Source organism: Streptococcus sp. OMI870 (assembly GCF_047460295.1).
Lineage (GTDB): Bacteria > Bacillota > Bacilli > Lactobacillales > Streptococcaceae > Streptococcus.
Genome location: NZ_JASHGM010000004.1, coordinates 74860 through 96411 on the forward strand (window position 1 = coordinate 74860; position 21552 = coordinate 96411).

Annotated in this window: 21 protein-coding genes and 1 pseudogene; 15 read left to right on the forward strand and 7 right to left on the reverse strand. The window is 43.9% G+C overall.

The features are described 5' to 3' along the window. The first annotated feature begins 82 nt into the window (after positions 1-82). From QM968_RS07760 to QM968_RS07785, 6 genes and pseudogenes are all read left to right on the forward strand, one after another. Entirely contained in the window at positions 83-553 is a 471-nt protein-coding gene (locus QM968_RS07760) for a DUF3013 family protein (protein WP_154858969.1), read from the forward strand. A gap of 53 nt (positions 554-606) precedes the next feature. After that, on the forward strand, positions 607-1149 hold the full coding sequence (locus QM968_RS07765; protein ID WP_414383357.1) for a hypothetical protein: 543 nt from the start codon (positions 607-609) through the stop codon (positions 1147-1149). 49 nt (positions 1150-1198) lie between these two features. Beyond that, positions 1199-1633 (forward strand): NUDIX hydrolase, encoded by a 435-nt coding sequence (locus QM968_RS07770; RefSeq protein ID WP_031574864.1) that lies wholly within the window; start codon positions 1199-1201, stop codon positions 1631-1633. Next, positions 1630-2102, forward strand: a pseudogene (locus QM968_RS07775) (GNAT family N-acetyltransferase). Before QM968_RS07770 ends, QM968_RS07775 begins: the two are co-directional and overlap by 4 nt. A 137-nt stretch (positions 2103-2239) precedes the next feature. Then, the gene (gene prmA / locus QM968_RS07780; protein WP_414383481.1) at positions 2240-3190 is read left to right on the forward strand and encodes a 50S ribosomal protein L11 methyltransferase; all 951 of its coding nucleotides are present in this window, start codon (positions 2240-2242) and stop codon (positions 3188-3190) included. A gap of 1 nt (position 3191) precedes the next feature. Then, positions 3192-3941, forward strand: a complete 750-nt coding sequence (locus tag QM968_RS07785) for a 16S rRNA (uracil(1498)-N(3))-methyltransferase (RefSeq protein WP_414383359.1) — start codon at positions 3192-3194, stop codon at positions 3939-3941. Between the two features lie 41 nt (positions 3942-3982). Here the strand turns inward: QM968_RS07785 and QM968_RS07790 are convergent, their stop codons facing one another. Further along, complete coding sequence (locus tag QM968_RS07790) at positions 3983-6445, reverse strand: bifunctional 2',3'-cyclic-nucleotide 2'-phosphodiesterase/3'-nucleotidase (RefSeq protein WP_414383361.1); 2463 nt, start codon at positions 6443-6445, stop codon at positions 3983-3985. A 165-nt stretch (positions 6446-6610) separates the two neighbouring features. Here QM968_RS07790 and QM968_RS07795 point away from each other — a divergent pair, with 165 nt between their 5' ends. The 7 genes from QM968_RS07795 to dtd all read left to right on the forward strand — a co-directional run bounded on the left by QM968_RS07795 (position 6611) and on the right by dtd (position 12556). Beyond that, complete coding sequence (locus QM968_RS07795; RefSeq protein ID WP_414383363.1) at positions 6611-6988, forward strand: DUF1310 family protein; 378 nt, start codon at positions 6611-6613, stop codon at positions 6986-6988. Between the two features lie 212 nt (positions 6989-7200). Then, positions 7201-7593: a DUF1310 family protein gene (locus QM968_RS07800; RefSeq protein WP_414383365.1), complete on the forward strand. Its 393-nt coding sequence runs from the start codon at positions 7201-7203 to the stop codon at positions 7591-7593. A 2-nt stretch (positions 7594-7595) separates the two neighbouring features. Beyond that, the gene (locus QM968_RS07805; protein ID WP_414383367.1) at positions 7596-8912 is read left to right on the forward strand and encodes a hypothetical protein; all 1317 of its coding nucleotides are present in this window, start codon (positions 7596-7598) and stop codon (positions 8910-8912) included. Between the two features lie 3 nt (positions 8913-8915). Then, positions 8916-9305, forward strand: a complete 390-nt coding sequence (locus QM968_RS07810) for a hypothetical protein (RefSeq protein WP_414383369.1) — start codon at positions 8916-8918, stop codon at positions 9303-9305. Continuing rightward, positions 9292-9585 carry a hypothetical protein gene (locus tag QM968_RS07815; RefSeq protein ID WP_009732116.1) on the forward strand — a complete coding sequence of 98 codons (294 nt, stop codon included), beginning with the start codon at positions 9292-9294 and terminating at the stop codon, positions 9583-9585. Before QM968_RS07810 ends, QM968_RS07815 begins: the two co-directional genes overlap by 14 nt. A gap of 83 nt (positions 9586-9668) precedes the next feature. Beyond that, entirely contained in the window at positions 9669-11888 is a 2220-nt protein-coding gene (locus QM968_RS07820) for a RelA/SpoT family protein (protein ID WP_009732117.1), read from the forward strand. Between the two features lie 224 nt (positions 11889-12112). Next, positions 12113-12556 carry a D-aminoacyl-tRNA deacylase gene (gene dtd / locus QM968_RS07825; protein WP_371495767.1) on the forward strand — a complete coding sequence of 148 codons (444 nt, stop codon included), beginning with the start codon at positions 12113-12115 and terminating at the stop codon, positions 12554-12556. 292 nt (positions 12557-12848) lie between these two features. Here dtd and QM968_RS07830 read toward each other — a convergent pair whose 3' ends face one another. After that, entirely contained in the window at positions 12849-13502 is a 654-nt protein-coding gene (locus QM968_RS07830) for a metal-dependent transcriptional regulator (protein ID WP_371495769.1), read from the reverse strand. A gap of 124 nt (positions 13503-13626) precedes the next feature. Here QM968_RS07830 and QM968_RS07835 point away from each other — a divergent pair, with 124 nt between their 5' ends. Beyond that, complete coding sequence (locus tag QM968_RS07835) at positions 13627-14652, forward strand: DUF3114 domain-containing protein (protein WP_414383372.1); 1026 nt, start codon at positions 13627-13629, stop codon at positions 14650-14652. A 33-nt stretch (positions 14653-14685) separates the two neighbouring features. On the opposite strand, the gene tpx is transcribed toward QM968_RS07835, so the two are convergent. The 4 genes from tpx to QM968_RS07855 all read right to left on the reverse strand — a co-directional run bounded on the left by tpx (position 14686) and on the right by QM968_RS07855 (position 17775). Next, positions 14686-15180 carry a thiol peroxidase gene (gene tpx / locus QM968_RS07840; RefSeq protein ID WP_009732121.1) on the reverse strand — a complete coding sequence of 165 codons (495 nt, stop codon included), beginning with the start codon at positions 15178-15180 and terminating at the stop codon, positions 14686-14688. Between the two features lie 89 nt (positions 15181-15269). Continuing rightward, positions 15270-16202: a metal ABC transporter substrate-binding lipoprotein gene (locus tag QM968_RS07845; protein ID WP_414383374.1), complete on the reverse strand. Its 933-nt coding sequence runs from the start codon at positions 16200-16202 to the stop codon at positions 15270-15272. Positions 16203-16213: 11 nt separating this feature from the next. Then, complete coding sequence (locus QM968_RS07850; RefSeq protein WP_414383376.1) at positions 16214-17056, reverse strand: metal ABC transporter permease subunit; 843 nt, start codon at positions 17054-17056, stop codon at positions 16214-16216. Further along, on the reverse strand, positions 17053-17775 hold the full coding sequence (locus tag QM968_RS07855) for a metal ABC transporter ATP-binding protein (protein ID WP_195612361.1): 723 nt from the start codon (positions 17773-17775) through the stop codon (positions 17053-17055). The genes QM968_RS07850 and QM968_RS07855 overlap by 4 nt, the downstream gene beginning before the upstream one ends. 148 nt (positions 17776-17923) lie before the next feature. Here QM968_RS07855 and QM968_RS07860 point away from each other — a divergent pair, with 148 nt between their 5' ends. Next, positions 17924-19819, forward strand: a complete 1896-nt coding sequence (locus QM968_RS07860) for a M13 family metallopeptidase (RefSeq protein ID WP_414383378.1) — start codon at positions 17924-17926, stop codon at positions 19817-19819. Between the two features lie 271 nt (positions 19820-20090). On the opposite strand, the gene QM968_RS07865 is transcribed toward QM968_RS07860, so the two are convergent. Then, positions 20091-21413: a DUF1958 domain-containing protein gene (locus QM968_RS07865; protein WP_414383380.1), complete on the reverse strand. Its 1323-nt coding sequence runs from the start codon at positions 21411-21413 to the stop codon at positions 20091-20093. Positions 21414-21552: the final 139 nt, after the last annotated feature.

A 21552-nucleotide genomic window follows, 5' to 3' on the forward strand; every position in this document is an offset into this window, starting at 1 on the left:
AAGAGGCAGTTTTTATGGTAAGATTGTAGTAACTATTGTATCATATTCCGCTCTAAGAGTGGGAAATTAGAAAGAGGACACGATGTCTAAATATGGATTTTTGGATGTTTTAGAAGAGGAAATGGAAAAGGTCTTTCCCTTTGACTTTGAGATCAATTGGGATAAGAAGAATCATGCGGTAGAAGTGGCTTTTCTCTTGGAAGTACAAAACACAGGAGGGGTTGCTTTGGTCGATGAGTCGGGTGAAGAGTCTGACGAGGATATCTTCTTTGAAGAAGCCGTCATCTTCTACAATCCAGCCAAGTCGCATGTGGAAGAAGATGCCTATTTAACGGCGATTCCGTATGAGCCTAAGAAAGGCTTGTCTCGTGAGTTTTTAGCTTATTTTGCGACCTTCCTCAAAGACACAGCCGAGCTGGCTTTAGATGACCTCATGGATTTCTTAGCAGACGAAGAAGCAGAGAGCTTTGAGATCGTCTGGAACCAAGAAGTTTTTGAAGAAGGCAAAGTTGGCCTGGAAGAAAGCACCTTTTATCCCTATCCGAGATATTAGAAAAGATTCTAAGTGTTTTTTTGAATACTGGATTCAAGGAGAAGGGGAAAACTATGCTAGAAAAAGTCAAACAGTTTTTCAGGAGAAGGTCAGATAAATCTGAGCAATCAGTTTGCATTCTGCCCCGCAATCGCTTTGCGAATTTAGATTTCGAGAGAATGTTAAAGTCTGGAACTCGTCGCCTTGTCGATGAGGAAGGGCGCTATGCAGAAGATGGCACAGTCACAGAACTTGAATTTCCTGAGGACTTTGCGGAATTTGAATTTTTAGTTGGTTTTAAGACGGAAGAGGAAGAGCAGTTCCAACAACTATTAGCTCGTTTAAATAGTATTGATAATGCCATTCAGTCCCATTTGGAAAGCGAGTTGCAACAACCCATCCCTCAGTATGCTAAGGATCTAGGCTATACTCAGAAGAGGTGGGAGAGAACCTTTTACTTCCATCCTTGGATATTAAGTTTTGAGGAAAACCCGCCTAATCTTCGCTATGTTGCCGATTATGTAAATGATGAGTTTACGGTTTATTTTGCTAAAAAACATGGCAGATGGCAAGCATACTGGGATGCAGAGTGCCAAAAAGTAATCGAAGAAAGCTAGCTCGTATTTTCCTAGAGAGTAATTGTTATCATAGAAAAGAGTAAATATCATGGAATTATTGGATAGCAGAATGGATTTCCAAGGTTGCAAGATTGCCTTGATTTGTGGGGATAAGGTCTTGACTATCTTACGTGATGACAAGGACGATATCCCTTGTCCCAACATGTGGGAGTTGCCAGGTGGTGGTCGTGAAGGAAACGAAAGCCCTTTCGAGTGCGCAGCGCGTGAAGTTTATGAGGAATTGGGAATTCATTTAGATGAAGACTGTCTGCTTTGGAGCAAGATTTATCCTAGCGTAATCTTTAAAGACAAGCAATCGGTCTTTATGGTTGGTCAGCTAAGACAAGAACAATTTGACAATATTACCTTTGGGAATGAAGGACAGGCCTATAAACTGATGCCTATTGAGGAATTTTTGAAGTCTAAACAGGCAGTGCCTCAGCTACAGGGGAGATTGAGGGATTATTTGGAGGAAGGTTTATGATAACACTTGTTCGAGCGGGAGCAGAGGATTTAGAAACTATTATTGCCATTCAAAGAGCTAGCTTTAAGGCTGTTTATGACAAATACCAAGATGAATATGACCCTTATCTCGAGGACCGTGAACGAATCAAATGGAAACTAGTCGAACGTCCCAATAGCTATTACTACTTTGTAAAAGAAGATGAAGAAAACATCGGATTTTACGAGTTCAGACTAATGCCGAGTTAACGAAAGCTTGGTTGGGAACGGCAGCGATTTTGCCCCAGTATCAAGGAAAAGGGTATGGTTCTGAGGGACTGAGATTGCTAGAAGAGGAATTGTCAACCATCACACAATGGGATTTGTGTACGGTGTTACAGGATGCAGGCATGGTCGCGTTCTACGAGAAGAATGGCTACCATCAAACCCATATCGAGCCTGAAAAAGAAGGCATGGATATGGTCTACATGAAAAAATTGATAGAGAAATAGAAAGGATGGTTCGGTTAAATTTCTAAACTGAACCCGCCCTAAACACGGTGCCAAAAAGATAAACTTCTCTTAGACACAAACGTCTTCAGAGAGTTTCCTATTTTGGCTTTGTGTTTTACGGGCTTGGTATCTTAATGATGGAAACATGGCAAGAATTAAAAGTTACAGTCAAGCGTGAGGGAGAGGAATTAGTTTCCAATCTCTTGATTGAGTTAGGTGCCCAAGGGGTAGCAATTGAAGACAGCATGGACTATGTTGGAAATGTGGACCGCTTCGGTGAGATTTTCCCTGAGGTCGAGCAACAAGAAGAAATCGTGGTGACAGCCTACTATCCGGATACGGTTGATGTAGCAGTGGTTGAGGCTGACTTGCAGGCTCGCTTAGCAGAATTGACAGACTTTATGGATCTGGGAGAGGTCAAGATGGGAACGATTGCCTTGGCTGAGGAAGACTGGGCCGACAACTGGAAGAAATACTATGAACCAGCTCGCATCACTCATGACTTGACAATTGTGCCGTCATGGACGGACTATGAGGTGACTGCGGGAGAAAAGATTATCAAGTTAGATCCAGGTATGGCCTTTGGAACTGGGACCCACCCAACAACCAAGATGAGTCTTTTTGCCTTGGAGCAGGTTCTTCGTGGTGGCGAAACAGTGCTGGATGTGGGGACAGGTTCAGGCGTCCTTTCTATTGCTAGCTCACTTCTAGGTGCCAAGGAAATCTTCGCCTATGACTTGGATGATGTGGCAGTTCGCGTTGCTCAGGAGAATATTGAACTCAACCCTGGCATGGAAAATATCCATGTAGCCCCAGGTGATTTGCTTAAAGGGGTGGAGATTGAAGCAGATGTTATCGTGGCCAATATCTTGGCGGATATCCTTATCCATCTGACGGACGATGCTTATCGCTTGGTCAAGGACGAAGGCTACCTCATCATGAGTGGCATTATCAAGGACAAGTGGGACATGGTGCGTGACTCGGCTGAGTCAGCTGGATTTTTCCTTGAAACTCACATGATCCAAGGGGAGTGGAATGCCTGTGTCTTCAAAAAAACTAAGGATATCTCTGGTGTGATTGGAGGCTAGCATGCAACAGTATTTTGTAAAAGGTTTGGCTAGCTCACCTGTCACTATCGAGGATAAGGAAACCAGCAAGCACATGTTTCAGGTCATGCGCTTGAAAGAAGATGACCAGGTGACCCTAGTCTTTGATGATGGGATCAAGCGTTTGGCGCGCGTGGTCAATGTGGAGGCTCGTCAGTTGGAGCTAATCAAAGAATTAGCTGACAATGTGGAACTGCCAGTCCAAGTGACCATCGCATCAGGCTTTCCCAAGGGAGACAAGCTGGAGTTTATCACTCAAAAGGTGACGGAACTGGGTGCTAGTCATATCTGGGCCTTCCCTGCTGACTGGTCAGTCGCCAAGTGGGACGGCAAGAAATTGGTCAAAAAGGTTGAAAAACTAGAAAAAATTGCCCTTGGAGCAGCAGAGCAAAGCAAGCGGAATCTTGTCCCAGGTATTACCCTTTTTGAGAAAAAGGCAGACTTTCTAGCCCAACTCGACCAGTTTGATCGCATCGTGGTGGCTTACGAAGAGTCGGCCAAAGAAGGCGAAAGCGCTGCTCTTGTACAAGCTGTAAGTGGTCTTGAAAAAGGGAGCAAGGTTCTCTTTATCTTTGGACCGGAGGGTGGTCTTTCACCTGCTGAAATTGAAAGTTTTGAAGCCAAGGGAGCTGTTTTGGCAGGACTTGGTCCTCGGATTCTCCGTGCAGAAACCGCCCCACTCTATGCCCTTAGCGCAGTGAGTGTTGTCACAGAATTAATGAAAAACGCGTGAAGGTAGATCTTCACGCGTTTCTTTATGAGAACAAGAAAGAATTAGTTTTCTTCTTTCTTACGAGATGGGAGAAGGAAGCCAAGTCCGGTCATCACCAATCCGATAAGGGCTAAGATGGAAGCACGTTCTCCTGTTTCAGGCAAGATTTTTTCGCTGATAGAAGAAGCAACTACTGGCTTAGCAGTTTCTTGGCGAGCTTCTGCAGGGCGAGCTCCTTCTTGACTTGGAGCAGGAAGGGTAATGGTTTGTTGGCTATGAGATAAGGTGATGGTTTCATCTTGTGCCGGTTTCTGATGGTTCGGTACAAAGATAAATGGATTTTTTCCTGTTTCAGGACTTGTTGGTTCTTCTGGTTTTGTTTCAGGTTCTACTTTTGGTTCCATATAAACAAAGCGGAATTCTCCAAATCCTTCTTGTTTAGATGGTTCAAGGTAGACAACATCTCCGTCTTTACCAACCAGATCCTTAGCTTTGTCAGCAGTTAAGAAGCGGACATCTACCCCCTTGATGCTGTCTGTAAAGAGCCAGTTGCCGTCTGCACTTGGGTTGATGTTCTTTTCTTCCAAGATATAGTTGATGATAGCTTGGCGGTTTTCCAATCCAAGGAGTTGGTTCAAGCTAGCATCGCGAACGCCTGGGAATGTTCCGTTTGCCCGGTAGTTGTTGGTCACAACGATAAATTCTTGATCCGCGGCTACTTCTTTGCCTTGATATTTCAAGTTGCGGACACGGCTAGCATCGGGGTTAACTGTTTTTCCTTCGCGGTCGTATTTATTTGGCTGGGTCACGTCAAACTCATAGGTCACCCCATCGATGACGTCAAAGTTGTAAGTCCGATAGTTAGGGTTGACAAGCTGTTGAGGCTCTTTGCTCGTTGGGTCAATCGTGTTGAATTGTCCAGCAGACATTTCCAACCATTCCTTGAGTTGCGCACCGGTCACCTTGAGGATGGCAGTGACATTATCGTAGAGATAAAGGTCAGCGACGTTCTTGATGGCGATTGGTCCAGCAGGGATATCCGTATAGGCAGTAGCATCCCCACGGGTACCTGCCTTAAATGGCGCCGCAGCAGAGAGGATTGGAAGGTTGGCTTCAGGAGTTCCTGCCAACTCTTTCTTAGCGTACCAAGTTTGTGCATTGTTCACGATTTGGACAGATGGATCGTCTTTCACAAGAGCGAAGTAGCTAGTAATCGGAGCAGACGTCGTTCCGACTTGTTGGCGGACATATTTGACTGTTCCTTCGTGGGATTCCTTCGCGATCGCTGTAATGCGCTCATCGGCTATTTTTGACTTGGTGTCAATCTTACGGATGGCAGCCTTGCTTCCGACTACAGACCATTTGCCATCTGTGTAGCGCAGGTTGAGGTCGATAACTCCGAGGTGGTCGCCGTATTTTCCAGCCATGGTAACCGGTGTACCGTTGATTTTACCGTTTACGCCGTCAACGCCAGCATATTTTTCGTAGAAGCCAGTTCCATTTCCGCTTGGGAATTCTGCGTGTGAGTGACCAGTTACAACTGCATCAACACCTGGGAGGCTGGCAATTTGGTAACCTTCGTTTTCTTCGCCTTTTTCGTACTTGTCGTCTCCGATACCAGAGTGAGAAAGAACGAGGACGACGTCCGCTCCAGCTTTGCGCATTTCTGGGATGATGGCTTGGATGGCTTCGACAGAGTCATTGACCTTGACCTTGCCTTCGAGGTTGGCCTTGTCCCAGCTGAGGATTTGTGGAGGGACGATGCCTGTTACCCCGATATTGACATCGACTGAACGACCGTTTTTGTCGGTATAGGTCTTTTTGATGATCTTGTAGGGATCATAGACAAAGGCACCAGTCTTTGGATCCACGACGTTGGCATTGACGATTGGCATACCAGCAGTTGTGATGACCTTTTTGAGGTAGTCTAGTCCGTAGTTGAATTCGTGGTTTCCAAGGGTTCCTGCATCAAAGCCCAATTTTTGAAGAGCTGTATACATCGGGTGTTGTTCACCATCTTTGATGGGATTGACGATGGCCTTGTAGGTACCAAGAGGAGTTCCTTGGATAGTATCTCCGTTATCAACGAGGAGGACGTTGCTATTTTCTTTCTTCGCATCTTCGATCAAGACAGCTGTTTTTGCTAGACCAACGTTTTGCGCTGGTTTGTCTTGGTAGTAGTCATAGTTGACCAAGTTGGTATGAAGGTCCGTTGTCGCAAGGATGCGGACGTCGACTTCTTGCCCCTCAACTGGAGTGTTCGCTTTTGCGTCACTGGCGCTATTTTGAGGTGCTGCTGGAGTCGCTTCGGTTGCTGTAGCAGTGGCTTCTCCGCTAGCAGTCGGAGTGTTATTGCTAGTGGATGCTTCAGAGCTAGTCGCGGGAGACGCAGGAGTTGCGGCCTCTGTGACAGCAGTTGCTGACGAATCAGTTGAGCTCGTCGCTTCATCTGCTTGAGCAGTTGTCGTTGCCAAGAAAGCAGCAGCAAGGCTGAATAGGGCAGCCTGTTTACGGAATGATGACATGGTTGTCCTCCTAAATAAAATGATGTCTTTCTATTATATCTTATTTTGTTCGGAATGGATTCGTTTTCGTATCCTTTCTATATGATAAATTGATAAAAATTTTTCCAAAATAAAGGCTCAGTTTTCAAAAAAATTACGAATGATAAAAGTGAGGAGGCGATACAGATGAACAAAAAAAGAAAAGGATGCCGTTTGATATTTTCTTTGATGATTCTTGGACTCGTAGTATGGATTGGCTTGAAAATCAAGGACTATCTGGAATTCCAACAAGAAATGGTTCGAATTGTACATAGTCAAGAAGTGAAAAAGTTAATTGTAGATGATTTGAAACAGAAAGACTCGGCTGCGTTTACAGAAACAGGCAAGATCCAATCGTATGAAATTGATGACGAAACGATTGAACACAATCCGATGGGAGGAATTATGTTTGAGGTGATACTAAATGGAAATAAAGAGATAACTGGAAGTATGGGATTAAGGAAATATAGTGAGGATGGGCCGATTGAATCTGTGGGAATGGATGAATCTGAAGGCCTTCAATAACTGATGGAAGAGTAAGCTTTCGGTTTGCTGGTAAACAATCATCAATCTGAGAAAGTAACTCATACGGTTTGATATCTGTTCCAAAATTTTAAAAAAATTTAGAAATTGATGTTACGTTTTCGAAAATTTTTACGAATTATTAAAGTGAGAGTAATAAATTTGAAAACTTAATAGTGTAAAGTGATACTACTAGCACTTTATGGAGGATGAAGATGAAACAAAAAAGAAAAATTGGTCGTTATATATTTGGAGTGTTGCTACTAGGAGTCTTGATATGGGGAGGCATGCTTGTAAAAAACCATCTTGATTTTCAAAATGAAATGGTTCAGATCGTCCATAGTAAAGAAGTAGAAAAGTTGATAGAAGAGGAACTCAAGGTAACCGACCCAAATGCCTTAACACCAAAAGGCAAGATCCAATCGTATGAGATTGATGATGAAACGATCGAACACAATCCAATGGGAGGGATTATGTTTCGTATCATCATTAATGGAGATAAGGAAATAACTGAGAATTTTGGTTTACGAAAATATAGTGAGGATGGACCAATTGAACAAGTGGGAGTGAGTAGATCTGTCGAGTTGCAAAAATTATTGGAGGAGTAAGTTTGGTATACACAGACAAAGAAAAAAATGATATCTCTTGGCAAGAATATTCTAAATTTAATGTTGGTGAGGATGTTTTAATTGGGAAAGGCAAACAAGAAAGAAGAATAGGCTATGTTTCTGAAGTTTTTGGACAGGCACCAGAAAAAGATATGGTCACCTCTCCTCAAGACTTGGAAGCACGGATTCTAGGAGCCCTAAATGGTTTAAATGGCTACATTGTGACGGATAAAAAAATCACTCAGGAAACCAGACCAGAGGATGTGCAAAAAGTAACCATTTTGTTTGAGGGCTCGGAAGCAAAATTTGATCAAAATTTCAGGGGAGCTGTAGATGATTGGGTGCTCACCGATGCTCCAACTGCACTACAAATATCAATGGCCAAGAGACTTGGGATCAAAACTGGGAAAATTCCCCAGCTTGACGCGGCTTCGAAAGAAGTAAAAGCAGCAATGGATAGATATCCGAATGCGCGTTTCAAATTTTATGCCCATTCTTTAGGAGGCTTAAATCTCCAAGCTTCACTTGGATCTTTGGAAGATAAGTATTTAAATAGAGTGGATGGGGCTTATATATATGAAGCACCCAATCTTTATCCACTTTTAAGCGATGAGGAAAAGAAACAGGTCGATAAGATTAAATATAAAATTTATAATTATATAGACAAGCGAGACATTGTTACATGGGAACATTCTAAAGAAGGGAACGAGGGTGTTGTTGGGACACTTGTTCGAATTGACAGTAAGGATGTAGGCGATTTAGGAAAACAACATATGTGGGGAGGTTACGACTACAAGGCTGGCTACTTGAACGTCAAAGAAGAAAGTTTAGATGACTATCGATTAGCTCGAGTAAAGCAGGCGAAAGAACAACTGCAGTTAAAGAAACAAGCATTGGAATCTTGGAAAAAGAGAGGGCTTTCCGGACGTGATCTCATTTCCATGGACACAATTCAGGCCATAAGAATAGTGGAATCGTTGAAGGAGTTTGCTCTCATTGCCTCAGATTATATTTTAGCTGTCTGTGATTTCGGTATTGCGGATGTGAAAGGGACTTGGGATACATTATTAGCCTCTTGCCGTTCAACTGTATCTGGAAGCCGATGTACAGATAATGATATCGTCAATGCACTTGCTCAAGTTGGTGCAACAAAAGAAACGATTGAGATCAATCGCATCACAGAATTAGAGAAAATTAAAAAAGATACTCTAAAAATAAAGGATAGTATTTTTAGTCTATCAACAGACATAGCGAAAGGGATTGCAACTGTTGCAGCTACAGATATTGCTCTAGCAAGCCAACTTCAATTGCAATGGTAAAGAATGGGAAACAACGAGTTTAAATGTATTAATGCGATTAGAAAAGTGGAAGAAAAATGGAATAGGATTGAAGAAGAATTGAAAATGGAGATGAAAAAACTGGAAAATAGAATGCATCAGATCCATGACCAGTTCTGCTTTACAAAACAGAACATCGAAATGATGGAAGAGGAAGTTACATATTTCTCTAAAACGATGGAAAGTACGGACAGTCTATCGGATTATTTTCAGGAATTATCAGATGTTTATGAGGAATTGAATTCGGACTACTATGGAGAACTAGCTCATATTGAGGAAATATATCAGCTGAAACAAAAGGAACTACAGCTGGTTTCTGAAAAATATGCCAAGGATATTGCAAGATTGAGAAAGGAACTGTATGTCGAAAATTGATGTTTTAAATGATCTTACTTATGAAGATAAGCGTTACATGGCGGCTATCATTAGTGTTAGATTTATGGGGAAATTTGCATTAACCAAGGGAGCAATTGATCAACAAGGTATAAAAAGTAGAATTTCATCGAGTTTAACAGAACTTGAAAGTTCTCTAGATCAGGTCATTGGAAGTATTGATAAGGATTTGGCTGGAAAATTTTCAAACTCTGTTAAAGAAGGCGTTGGAAGAAAGAAAGCTGAGTTACATTCTTTGAAAGAGTTTTGCCAGGCTAAGTAAGATCCGTATATTAAAGTAACTTCATTGGTTTCCATCTGCTTCTAAAAGTGTTAAAATAGTATCCAAGAAACTGGAGAAAACGAATGCCAAAAGAAGAGAATTTAACTGGGGACCAAGTCGTTGCCCTTACAAAAAAATATTTATCACCTGAGGATGTTGCTTTTGTGCAAAAGGCTTTGGTCTATGCAGTTGATTGCCATAGTGGTCAATTCCGTCAGTCTGGTGAACCTTACATCATTCATCCCATTCAAGTGGCAGGAATTCTCGCCAAGCTGAAACTGGATGCTGTAACGGTGGCCTGTGGTTTTTTGCATGATGTCGTGGAAGATACGAATGCAAGCTTAGATGATTTAGAACGCGAATTTGGTCATGATGTGCGCGTGATTGTCGATGGGGTGACCAAACTCGGGAAGGTCAAGTACAAGTCCCACGAAGAGCAATTGGCGGAAAACCATCGCAAGATGCTCATGGCCATGTCTCAGGATATCCGTGTAATCTTGGTTAAACTAGCAGACCGCTTGCATAATATGCGCACCTTGAAGCATTTGCGTAAGGACAAGCAAGAACGCATTTCTCGCGAAACCATGGAGATCTATGCGCCACTAGCCCATCGTCTCGGGATTTCCAGTGTTAAGTGGGAGCTTGAGGATCTGTCTTTCCGTTATTTGAATGAGACAGAATTCTACAAGATTTCTCATATGATGAAGGAAAAACGTCGTGAGCGAGAAGAGTTAGTGGAAGAAGTTGTCCACAAGATTGAGACCTATGCAGGGGAACGCCATTTGCATGGAAAAATTTATGGCCGGCCAAAGCATATCTACTCCATCTACCGCAAGATGCAGGATAAGAAGAAACGCTTTGATGAAATCTATGACTTGATTGCCATCCGCTGTATTCTGGATACTCCAAGTGATGTCTATGCCATGCTGGGTTATATCCATGAACTGTGGAAACCGATGCCGGGGCGTTTTAAGGACTATATTGCCAATCGGAAGGCCAATGGCTACCAGTCCATCCATACGACGGTCTATGGCCCTAAAGGACCGATTGAATTCCAGATCCGTACCAAGGAGATGCACGAGGTTGCCGAATACGGGGTTGCCGCTCACTGGGCATACAAAAAAGGGATCAAGGGTCAGGTTAACAGCAAGGAATCTGCCATTGGGATGAACTGGATCAAAGAGATGATGGAGCTCCAGGACCAGTCAGGTGATGCCAAAGAATTTGTTGAAAATGTAAAAGAAGATATTTTAGCAGAAGAAATTTATGTCTTCACACCAGACGGAACTGTGCGCTCGCTTCCCAAAGATTCTGGACCGATCGATTTTGCCTATGAGATCCATACCAAGGTTGGAGAAAAAGCCATTGGTGCCAAGGTCAATGGCCGTATGGTGCCCCTTAATACTAAACTTCGGACTGGGGACCAGGTGGAGATTATCACCAATGCCAATTCCTTTGGTCCGAGTCGTGACTGGCTAACTATTGTCAAGACCAGCAAGGCGCGTAACAAGATCCGCCAATTCTTTAAGAACCAAGACAAGGAATTGTCTATTAACCGTGGACGGGAGTTGCTCATGGCCCAATTCCACGAGCATGACTTGGTAGCCAATAAGTTCATGGACAAAAAACACATGGACAAGGTCTTGCAAAAGACCAGCTACAAGACGGAAGAGGCCTTGTTTGCGGCCATTGGTTTTGGAGAAGTAGGAGCCATTTCTATTTTTAACCGTTTGACGGAAGAAGAACGTCGCGAAGAGGAAAAGGCCAAGGCGCGTGCAGAAGCCGAAGAGCTGGTCAAAGGTGGCGAAGTCAAGGTTGAAAATAAAAAAGACACCCTCAAGGTCCGCCATGAAGGTGGCGTGGTCATTCAAGGAGCTTCCGGTCTCTTGATCCGGATTGCCAAGTGTTGTAATCCCGTGCCGGGAGATACAATTGTCGGCTACATTACCAAAGGACGTGGGGTTGCCATCCACCGTCAAGACTGTATGAATCTGCGGGCTCAAGACAACTACGAGCAACGCTTGATCGACGTCGAGTGGGAAGACAATAACACGACCAAGGATTACATCGCCCATATCGATATATACGGACTCAACCGTGCAGGCCTCCTCAACGATGTCCTTCAAGTCCTCTCCAATACGGCTAAGATGATCTCAACCGTCAATGCCCAACCAACCAAAGATATGAAATTTGCCAATATCCACATTTCCTTCGGGATTCCAAACCTATCTATGTTGACAACGGTGGTGGATAAGATTAAGAGTGTGCCGGAGGTGTACTCTGTTAAGCGTACCAACGGCTAATCTTCTGCGAAAATCGACTTCATACTGCGTTAGTTTCGACTGGTCTAACTATAGTTATGCCTGCGTCTCACTGCCTTGTCTGGAGCCGATTTTCTTTGAAGCAAGTAGAACATGGTCAGAACTCTTTTATTAGTTGGTTAGCTCGTCTCGCTGCCTTGCTTGATGTCGATGTTCTTTGAAGGTAGCAGTGAATACCCAATAGATTGTTTAAATAGGATAATAAGATGAAATTAGTGATTCAACGGGTCAAAAGGGCCTCGGTTTCTATTGATGGTAAAGTCTATAGTCAGATTCAGGATGGGCTTCTGCTCTTAGTGGGAGTGGGGCCTGAGGATGACCAGAAGGATTTGGAGTATGCGGTGCGGAAGGTCACCCAAATGCGGATTTTCTCGGATGAAGAAGGGAAGATGAATTTATCTGTCAAGGATATTCAAGGGGAAATTTTGTCGATTTCTCAATTTACCCTCTTTGCCCAAACAAAAAAAGGTAATCGTCCAGCCTTTATTGGGGCAGCCAATCCAGAGATGGCCAGCCAGCTCTACGATGACTTCAATGATTTGTTAGAAAAGGAAGTCCCTGTCAAACGAGGGGTCTTCGCTGCAGATATGGCAATCGAATTCATCAATGATGGCCCAGTGACCATCATCCTCGATACGAAAAATCCATAAAAAAACAAGCCCTTGATTAAAGGGTTTGTTTGAATGTAGACAAATTACTTTTTACTTAGGATAGCTGGATAATTTTTCAAAAAATTCTTATATTACTTTGGATTGTCAAAGTAAATCCGAAACTTTCCGCCGTGAGAAAAATGCTTGAAACATTGTTGTTTCAAGCATTCGGGAGTTTTGAAACCTTAGGTTCAAAACTAAGTCATGGAACTTCGTAGAAGTTCGCTGACGTCCGTACTCACCTAAGGAAAGTTTCTAGGAATACTATTTCTTCAATCTGACATGCTCTTAATCAAAGGGCATGTTTTTCTATGTAAAGTTGTTGGGCAATCAGATGATTGATCTGGATATCTTGGTCTTTGATTTGGAGCTGATAGAGGCCAGTGTAATCGTCATAGCCTTTGAAGAGAATGTCATCTCCGATGGTCAGCTGGATCTGGTCTAAAAAATTCAGCAATTCAAAGCTATCCTGAACTCTTCGCAAACGATAGGTTCCCGGTTCGCTGACATCACTCAAACGGTCCTGGTAAGCCTCGATGAGAAGTTGTCCTTTGGGTGGAATGGTCCCCCCGTGAGGACAGGTCTTAGGATTTCCAAGCATGTGATCAAGCTTGTCAATGAAATGTTCAGAAACGGTATGCTCGAGAACTTCTGCCTCTTCATGGACTTCTTCAGTTGTATAGTCAAGATTTTCCAGCAGAAATACTTCGATCAAGCGGTGCTTGCGGTAGAGATCAGAGACCAACTGCGATCCTAAATCCGTTAGCAAATACCCACGAAACTTGTCCTTCACCAAGAGACCCTCTGAGATCATGCGCTTAATCATCTCGGTCACAGCGGGTGGAGAGACCTGCATGCGACTGGCAATTTCTTTATTACTGATTTTTTTTACTTCTGTGCCAATTTCGTAAATGCACTTGAGGTAATCTTCTTTGTTTGGTGTCATGCTTTCCTCTTTTCTTCGCTCACTTCTAGTATATCAAAAAAATCCTCAAAAACGCTAGTGGAGTAATGAGAATTGTCTCAAGCTCCAAAAGATGGTAGTATAGTAGCATAGAAAGGACGGCATTATGAACAGACAGGACTTGGCGAGACTAGGGTGGAGGGAGAATAGTTTAGCCTATTTAGAGAAATATTTGCAGGAATACAAAGATGTACAAGCCTACCAAGAACAATACCAGTCTGTCTTTTTCTTTGCTAGTCCTCTATTTCAAAAAATGTGGTTTCACGAACTTCAGAATATGGATGAAGCTGTTGCTCAAGACTTGCTGAGGGGAGTCATGAAAATTCTTCTCATGCCAAGTGACTTGTCTGGAACTTGTGAAGAGACAGCTTTTCTTCTAAGTAGAATGGCTCCAGCTTGCCCACCTCATTCACCTTTTTGGTCTTCTTTCTCAAGAGTGGTCCAAGTAGCATTTGCTCAGGATCCATTAGCTAGCAAAGAGGGAGACCAGCTCTTAAAACGCCAGATCCACCAGTTCCGCTATTTGCTCTCTGCCTACCAGGCCCAGTGGATTCGGGAGCATTATGCCAGAGCGGGGCAGACGGATGAAGAAGCGCTACAAGCTTACTTGCAGGAGACAAAAGGGATCAAAATCGATGCTTATGCAGCAGCTCGTCTCCACAATAAGGTTTATGTGGATCAAGACGGCCAACTCGCCTTCCCATCTCGTGCTCAGGCCCAGTTGAATTTTAAGGTCTTGCTCAACTTTCATACAGAGTATATCCTGGATCAGGGTGGCCACTTTCTTAATGAAGTGGATCCGTATCAGATTTCTGAAAATGGCATTGTCAATGGAGCCAGTTTCAACTATGGCTTAGCCCAGGGCCGGACCCATAAGGACTTGGATATTGATCCCGTTAAACCTTGGGATCCAGCTTTTCGCAAGAGGGTCCTCTATCAGCAGGGTGTTCGCTATCTAGCTCCGAAGAATGATCGCGGAGAGCAGGGCTATTGGAGCCGGAAGGGAACCTTTGCACAAGGAGGCAAGAGCTACAAGCAACAGGTAGCAAAACGCGTGCGGAGTTTCCTCAGAGGCATCCCACGCTTACGCTGGCGGGTTCTCTTACAGAATGGACTCCATCGGATTTTATAGCAATGAAAAAGAGGTCGTAGACCTCTTTTTCGTTTATCCAAGTGCTTTGACGGCTTCGATTGCAGCCTCGTAATTGGGCTCACTGTTGATATTGTCGAGGTATTCAACATAAGTGACCTTGTTATCCGCATCTAAGACCAAGACAGCGCGTGCGAGCAAGTGCCATTCATTGATCAAGAGGCCATAAGCCTTCCCAAAGGAATGGTCGAAGTAGTCTGAGAGCATGATGGCATTTTCGATCCCTTCTGCAGCACACCATTTGCCTTGGGCGAAAGGAAGGTCGACAGAGACGGTTAAGACCACAGTATCTTCCATGTCAGAGAGGGCCTGGTTGAAGTGACGTGTTTGAGTGGAACAGATACCTGTGTCAATGGATGGGATCACGCTGAGGACTTTTTTCTTGCCAGCAAAATCAGCCAAAGATTTTTTCTCCAAGTTAGGAGTGGTCAGGGAAAAGTCGTGAGCAGTATCGCCAACTTGAAGTTGAGAGCCGGTAAAGGTAACAGGGTTTCCTAAAAATGTTGTCATAGCAAAGACTCCTTTTTTCTTTTCATTGTACATCAATGAAAGAGGGAGGGCCAATCATTTGACTGGAAAATCATTTCGAGCCAGGAACCTTATTTGTTCAAACCTTCTGCGATTTTCTCTAAATTCCATTTCATCATGCTGTAGTAGCTGTCGCCTTCTTCCCCTTCTTTGGCAATCGAGTCAGTAAAGATCTTTGCAAAGATAGGGATATTGCTATCCTTAGACACAGTTTTCATAGGACGCTCATCGACACTGGATTCGACAAAGAGGGACGGTACTTTGGTTTGACGCAATTTCTCTAGCAGCGTTTTGATTTGTTCAGGTGTCCCTTCTACTTCAGTGTTGATTTCCCAGATATAGGCAGATGGGACGCCGTAGGCTTTGGAGAAGTACTTGAAGCAACCTTCGCTGGTTACGATCATCTTCTTGTCTGCTGGGATGTTATTGAATGCTTGCTTGGCTTCTTGGTCTAGCTTGCTGAGTTTTTCAGTGTAGGCTGCTAGATTTTTTTCGTAGAAGTCCTTATTTTTTGGATCTTTGGCGATTAATTGTTTGGCAATGTTTTTAGCGTAGATAATCCCGTTTTCGAGATTGAGCCAAGCGTGAGGGTCTTCTTTTCCAGCTTGGTTTTGGCCTTCCAGGTAGATGACCTCTACGCCATCGCTGGCAGCGAAATAATCCTTGTTTTCTACTTTATTGGCATTTTTGACCAATTTGGTAAACCAAGCATTGCCACCCGTTTCGAGGTTGATCCCATTGTAGAAGATCAGGTCTGCTTGTGAAGTTTTTTTGACATCTTCTGGGAGCGGTTCGTACTCGTGGGGATCTTGACCGACAGGGACAATACTGTGGAGCTCGATTTTATCCCCAGCGATATTTTTGGTGATATCGGCAAGGATGGAGTTGGTGGTAACCACCTTCAATTTATCGGATGAGGACTTGGAAGAAGAGCCTTTGCTACAGGCCATAAGACCAAATAAGAGCGCCACAAAGAGGGCGAGGACAGAAGCGATTTTTTTCATGTGTTTCTCCTTTAATGAGGCGAAAGAGCGTGCTTGTTCTTTCTCTGCTTAGGAGCGATAAAGAAGCTGATGAGAAAGAAGACAGCAGAAGTGAGGACAATACAAGACCCGACGGCTATGTTGAAGCTATAGCCAATAAAGAGTCCTAGGATGGATGCAAGAGCACCTAATCCGGATGAAAGGAGCATCATGGACCAGAGGCTGTTGGCATAGAGATAGGCCGTCGCAGCGGGTGTGATGAGCATGGCGACGATGAGAATGGTCCCGACACTCTGCATAGCAGTGACAGAAACCAAGGTCAAGAGCACCATGAGAAGGTAGTGATAGACCTTGACCCGGACGCCCATGGATTGAGCCAGAACAGGATCAAAAGATGTGAGCAGTAAGGGTCGAAATAGCAGGCAAATCACCAGCAAGACCGTAACCCCAATACCGATGGTCATCCACATATCCTGGTCTTGCACGGCTAAGATATTCCCAAAGAGGATGTGGAAGAGATCGGTGGAACTTTTAGCGACTCCGATCAGAATGACTCCTAAGGCGAGGAAAGAAGAAAAGGTAATCCCAATCGCTGTGTCGCTCTTGATGATGGAGTTGCTCTTGATATAGGTGATGAGGATGGAAGCTAAAAGCCCAAAGGCAATGGCGCCAATAAAGAAATTGATGCCCAGGATAAAGGACAGGGCTACCCCCGGAAGGACCGCGTGTGAGATGGCATCTCCCATAAGAGACATGCCCCGCAAAATAATGAAGCATCCGACAGCTCCAGCGACAATCCCGATGGCAATAGCTGTAATCAAGGCATTCTGTAAGAAGTGGAATTGCTGTAATCCATCGATAAATTCTGTAATCATCCGACGCCACCTCCTATAAAGAGTTCATGCCCATAGGCTGCATGCAGATTCTCCTTGGAAAAGGTTTCCTCTGTTTTCCCAAAAGCAATCAGCTTGCGGTGAAGGAGGAGGACCTGGTCAAAGTAAGCTGGGACCTTGCTGAGGTCGTGATGGACGATCAGAATGGTCTTGCCTTCTTTTTTCAAGGTCTGAAGGGTCTGCATAATGATGTCTTCGCTGACAGAGTCAATCCCTGCGAAGGGCTCATCCAAAAAGATGACATCTGCTTCTTGGACCAAGCAGCGGGCGATCAGGACCCGTTGGAATTGCCCTCCTGAAAGCTGGCCGATCTGGCGATCCGCTAGATCAAGAAGATTGACAAGTTTCAAGGCATTTTCCACCTTTTGGAGATCCTCTTTGCTTTTTCTCTTGAAGATCGAAAGATGGGGATAGAGACCCAGTGAGACACACTCCCGCACCGTGATGGGGAAGTGGAAATCAATAGCGGATTTCTGTTCGACGTAGGCCACTCGTTGAAGAACTTGGCCGAGATCTTTTTGATCGAGCAGGACCCTTCCCGAATGAGGGAGAAGTCCTAGCATGGCCTTGATCAGAGTTGACTTTCCTGCTCCGTTGGGTCCAAGAATTCCTAGGATGGTTGGACCCTGGATGGTGAGGGAAAGATCCTCCAAGGCCAGTGTTTGCTGGTAAGCAACACTTAGATGTTCAATTTGAATCATGATTTTTCTCCTTTACCATTAATATACATGAATGAAAAAATTAAGTCAAGTTAATTTTTAAAATAATTTAGATTAACTTACTTGTAATCATTGAAAAATTGACCTATTTTTGATAAGGTTAATAGAAAAGAATGAAAGCGAGAAGATCATGGTACGTTTACAAGATGATTTTTATGATTACGTCAATGGGAAATGGGCTGAGACAGCTGTGATTCCTGATGACAAACCGTCAACCGGTGGCTTTATGGACTTGATCCAAGATATCGAAAACTTGATGTTGGATATTACCGGAAAATGGCAAAGAGGAGAAGAATTGCCAGAAGACAGTATTCTGCAAAACTTTGTCAAATACCACAAGATGGTGGCAGATTTTGATGCGCGAGAAGCAGCTGGTGTGGCTCCAGCGATGCCCTTGATCAATGAAATCAAGGCCTTATCTTCTTTTGAAGATTATACCAGCAAGTTGGGGACCTATGAGCTAGCTGGCAAACCAAATCTCATGCCATTTAGCGTGTCACCAGACTATATGAATGCCCAAATGAATGTCTTGTGGGGAGAAGCGCCGGCTCATATCTTGCCAGATACGACCTACTATGAAGAAGGTAACGAAAAAGGCCCAGAATTACTGGCTATCTGGCGCCAAATGATGGAAAAACTTTTACCTAAATTTGAATTCTCAGAGGAAGAAATCAAGGATATCCTGGATAAGGTCATTGCGTCGGATGCAGAATTGGCCAAATATATCTTGTCAAATGAAGAAAGATCCGAGTACAATAAACTCTACCATCCTTATGAGTGGGCAGATTTCAAGGCCTTGGTTCCAGAATTGCCACTCGATACTTTCTTTACAGAAGTGATCGGACAAACTCCGGATAAAATCATCGTTCCAGAAGAGCGTTTCTGGAAGGAATTCGCACCAACATTCTATTCAGCAGCCAACTGGGAAACTATTCATGCAAGATTGAAACTCAGTGCAGCCGTAGATTGGACTTTATTCTTGACCGAAGAAATCCGTGTCTTGGCTGGTGAATATGGTCGTACGATTGCAGGTATTCCAGAACCTCGTCCAAAAGAAAAGGCGGCCTTGTCATTAGCAGAAGTACCATATAGCCAAGCGCTTGGACTCTGGTATGCGGGTGAAAAATTCTCACCAGAAGCGAAAGCAGACGTAGAGCATAAAGTAGCGACCATGATTGAGGTCTACAAGGATCGTCTTGAAAAAGCAGACTGGCTCGCTCCTGAAACTCGCGAAAAAGCTATTGTCAAGCTCAATGTCATCACACCGCATATCGGCTACCCTGAAAAATTACCAGAAACATACGCCAAGAAGATCATCGACGAGAGCAAGACCTTGGTGGAAAATGCTCAAGCCCTTTACGAAATTTCCATTGCCCATACTTGGAGCAAGTGGAACCAACCAGTTGATCGGAGCGAATGGCATATGCCAGCTAATATGGTCAATGCTTACTATGATCCGCAACAAAACCAAATTGTCTTCCCAGCAGCGATTTTACAAGCACCTTTCTATGACCTTCACCAATCATCATCAGCCAACTACGGCGGAATCGGTGCGGTCATTGCCCATGAAATCTCCCACGCCTTTGACACCAATGGTGCTTCCTTTGACGAGCACGGTAGCTTGAAAGACTGGTGGAAGCCAGAAGATTACGAAGCCTTTACCGCTCGCACGCAAAAGGTCATCGATCAGTTTGAAGGGCAAGACTCTTATGGTGCTAAGATTAACGGGAAATTGACCGTTTCTGAAAACGTGGCAGATCTAGGAGGAATTGCTGCAGCCCTTGAAGCCGCTAAGAAAGAAGCAGACTTCTCAGCAGAAGAATTCTTCACCAACTTTGCTCGCATCTGGCGCATGAAAGCTCGGACAGAGTACATGCAACTCCTCGCAAGTGTTGATGTCCACGCACCAGGAAAACTCCGTACCAATGTTCAATTGCCAAACTTTGACGAATTCTTTGAAACCTTTGATGTCAAAGAAGGAGATGGCATGTGGAGAAAACCAGAAGATCGTGTGATTATTTGGTAATGTAAGATAAGAGAGACGATTCGGTTTACCGAAACTTCCTGCAGAAAAATAGGAAATCAATGCCGCATTCCATGAATGCCAGTTGATTTATCTTTTTTCCAAAGGAAGTAGTCTCGACTTCAGTTAAAAACTATTCGAGAATGAAAGTGACTGATTACATGATCAGAGTTGTGAGGATGATATGGAAACCTAGGTTCCCATATCATCTTGTCTGCATTATAAAAGAGTTGAGACTGTTTTTCTGTCTCAACTCTTTTTCATATTAGAATCATTAGTTTCTTCTTTTTGGATCGGTTTGTTTAAAGATCAGATATAAGATTCCGGCTGGCAAGAAGCAGAAGAGCCACATGGCATCTAGTCCCTTCTGTTTACTGCTAGAGTTCGTTGCTTTAGAATCGCTTACGGCCATTCCCGCCTTAATGCTTGGAGATACCTGTTGCAAGCCGTTCTGGACGACCAGGCGGTTGTTTTCCAGTTTAATGGCTGGATTCGTGCCTTTCTTAACGGTAGCATAGAAGTCTTGCTTCAGTTGAATGGTCTTCCCGTCGATTTTATGCTCGCCTGCAGAAAGGACTTTTTTATACTGGTAGTCCGCAAACATTTTCTCAGCCAAGGTATTTCCGATTTGATTGCGGTAGCTTTCGGCGATCTCGACATCGTAGTTTCCAACGCCTAGGATGACTTCGATAATCCGCTGTTTACCCCGTTTGGTTGTTGCGGTGTAGTTGTAGTCGGCAGTTGGGCTGGATCCTGTCTTAAGGCCATCTGTCCCCTTGAGGGAGAATTTTCCACCTTCGAGGGAAGTGTTGTAATTATCATAGCTTTGCTCGTAGGGGGTTCCTTCCATGATGGTGGTGTGGGCTTGCTTGGTGTATTCCAACATCTCTGGCAGATCGTTTACGATGTGATAAGCCAGAATAGACATGTCCCGCGCCGTAATTTCGTTGTTGGCATGGACATCATAGCGCTGTGGATTGTAGTGGCCCTGGAGCACCGAAATCATCGCTCCATTTGGATTGTGCCATCTGGTATTGGTCATTCCCATTTCTTGCGCGTACTGATTCATTAGATCCAAAAACTTATCGGGATCATTGTCAGTGACAGCGTTGGCGAGCATAATTACAGCTGCGCTGGAAGAGGGAACAAAGAGCATCTTGATCAATTCCGATACTTTGTAGTCTACGCCAGCCACAATCGGTGAGTTGCTTAACAGATTGTTTTCCGAAATGGCTTGGTCCGACGCAGTTGCTGTAACCACGGTATCGTACTTGATCTTGCCTTCTTTGAGGGCCCGAAAGACCACATAGGCACTCATGAGCTTGGCCATGCTACCTGAGTCCCGGACCGTGTCGATATTGTCTCCGTACAAAATGGCTCCAGTATTGGCATCGATGACGATATCGGCCTTAGGCTTGTAAAAATCATCCAATACCAGTCCAGCATCGGCTGCGATTTTCATGACATCTTCTTGTTGGTAGAGATCGTCCGCAAAAGCAGTAGAGATAGGGCCTAATGTCAAGACTCCTACAAGGAGGGACAAGAGGCAGTGTTTTAGTCGTTTGTGTAAATGTCTCTCGTTATTCATAAATTCCATTATATCATACAGGTCAGGGATTAAAACGGAAAAAATTCTAGAAAAAGAAGAAAGAGAATAATTTCGCAGTAAAAGCGTTTACATTTCCCTAGAAAGTGCTATAATTTAAATTGAGTATAACATTTTTACAATGAGGTGA

Coding starts and splice junctions, on each gene's coding strand:
- QM968_RS07810 (WP_414383369.1), top strand. CDS start 8,916: ATGGGAAACAACGAGTTTAAATGTATTAATGCGATTAGAAAAGTGGAA.
- dtd (WP_371495767.1), top strand. CDS start 12,113: ATGAAATTAGTGATTCAACGGGTCAAAAGGGCCTCGGTTTCTATTGAT.
- QM968_RS07835 (WP_414383372.1), top strand. CDS start 13,627: ATGAACAGACAGGACTTGGCGAGACTAGGGTGGAGGGAGAATAGTTTA.
- QM968_RS07760 (WP_154858969.1), top strand. CDS start 83: ATGTCTAAATATGGATTTTTGGATGTTTTAGAAGAGGAAATGGAAAAG.
- QM968_RS07820 (WP_009732117.1), top strand. CDS start 9,669: ATGCCAAAAGAAGAGAATTTAACTGGGGACCAAGTCGTTGCCCTTACA.
- QM968_RS07830 (WP_371495769.1), bottom strand. CDS start 13,502: ATGACACCAAACAAAGAAGATTACCTCAAGTGCATTTACGAAATTGGC.
- QM968_RS07770 (WP_031574864.1), top strand. CDS start 1,199: ATGGAATTATTGGATAGCAGAATGGATTTCCAAGGTTGCAAGATTGCC.
- QM968_RS07785 (WP_414383359.1), top strand. CDS start 3,192: ATGCAACAGTATTTTGTAAAAGGTTTGGCTAGCTCACCTGTCACTATC.
- QM968_RS07800 (WP_414383365.1), top strand. CDS start 7,201: ATGAAACAAAAAAGAAAAATTGGTCGTTATATATTTGGAGTGTTGCTA.
- QM968_RS07855 (WP_195612361.1), bottom strand. CDS start 17,775: ATGATTCAAATTGAACATCTAAGTGTTGCTTACCAGCAAACACTGGCC.
- QM968_RS07815 (WP_009732116.1), top strand. CDS start 9,292: ATGTCGAAAATTGATGTTTTAAATGATCTTACTTATGAAGATAAGCGT.
- QM968_RS07795 (WP_414383363.1), top strand. CDS start 6,611: ATGAACAAAAAAAGAAAAGGATGCCGTTTGATATTTTCTTTGATGATT.
- QM968_RS07765 (WP_414383357.1), top strand. CDS start 607: ATGCTAGAAAAAGTCAAACAGTTTTTCAGGAGAAGGTCAGATAAATCT.
- tpx (WP_009732121.1), bottom strand. CDS start 15,180: ATGACAACATTTTTAGGAAACCCTGTTACCTTTACCGGCTCTCAACTT.
- QM968_RS07860 (WP_414383378.1), top strand. CDS start 17,924: ATGGTACGTTTACAAGATGATTTTTATGATTACGTCAATGGGAAATGG.
- QM968_RS07790 (WP_414383361.1), bottom strand. CDS start 6,445: ATGTCATCATTCCGTAAACAGGCTGCCCTATTCAGCCTTGCTGCTGCT.
- QM968_RS07865 (WP_414383380.1), bottom strand. CDS start 21,413: ATGGAATTTATGAATAACGAGAGACATTTACACAAACGACTAAAACAC.
- prmA (WP_414383481.1), top strand. CDS start 2,240: ATGGAAACATGGCAAGAATTAAAAGTTACAGTCAAGCGTGAGGGAGAG.
- QM968_RS07850 (WP_414383376.1), bottom strand. CDS start 17,056: ATGATTACAGAATTTATCGATGGATTACAGCAATTCCACTTCTTACAG.
- QM968_RS07845 (WP_414383374.1), bottom strand. CDS start 16,202: ATGAAAAAAATCGCTTCTGTCCTCGCCCTCTTTGTGGCGCTCTTATTT.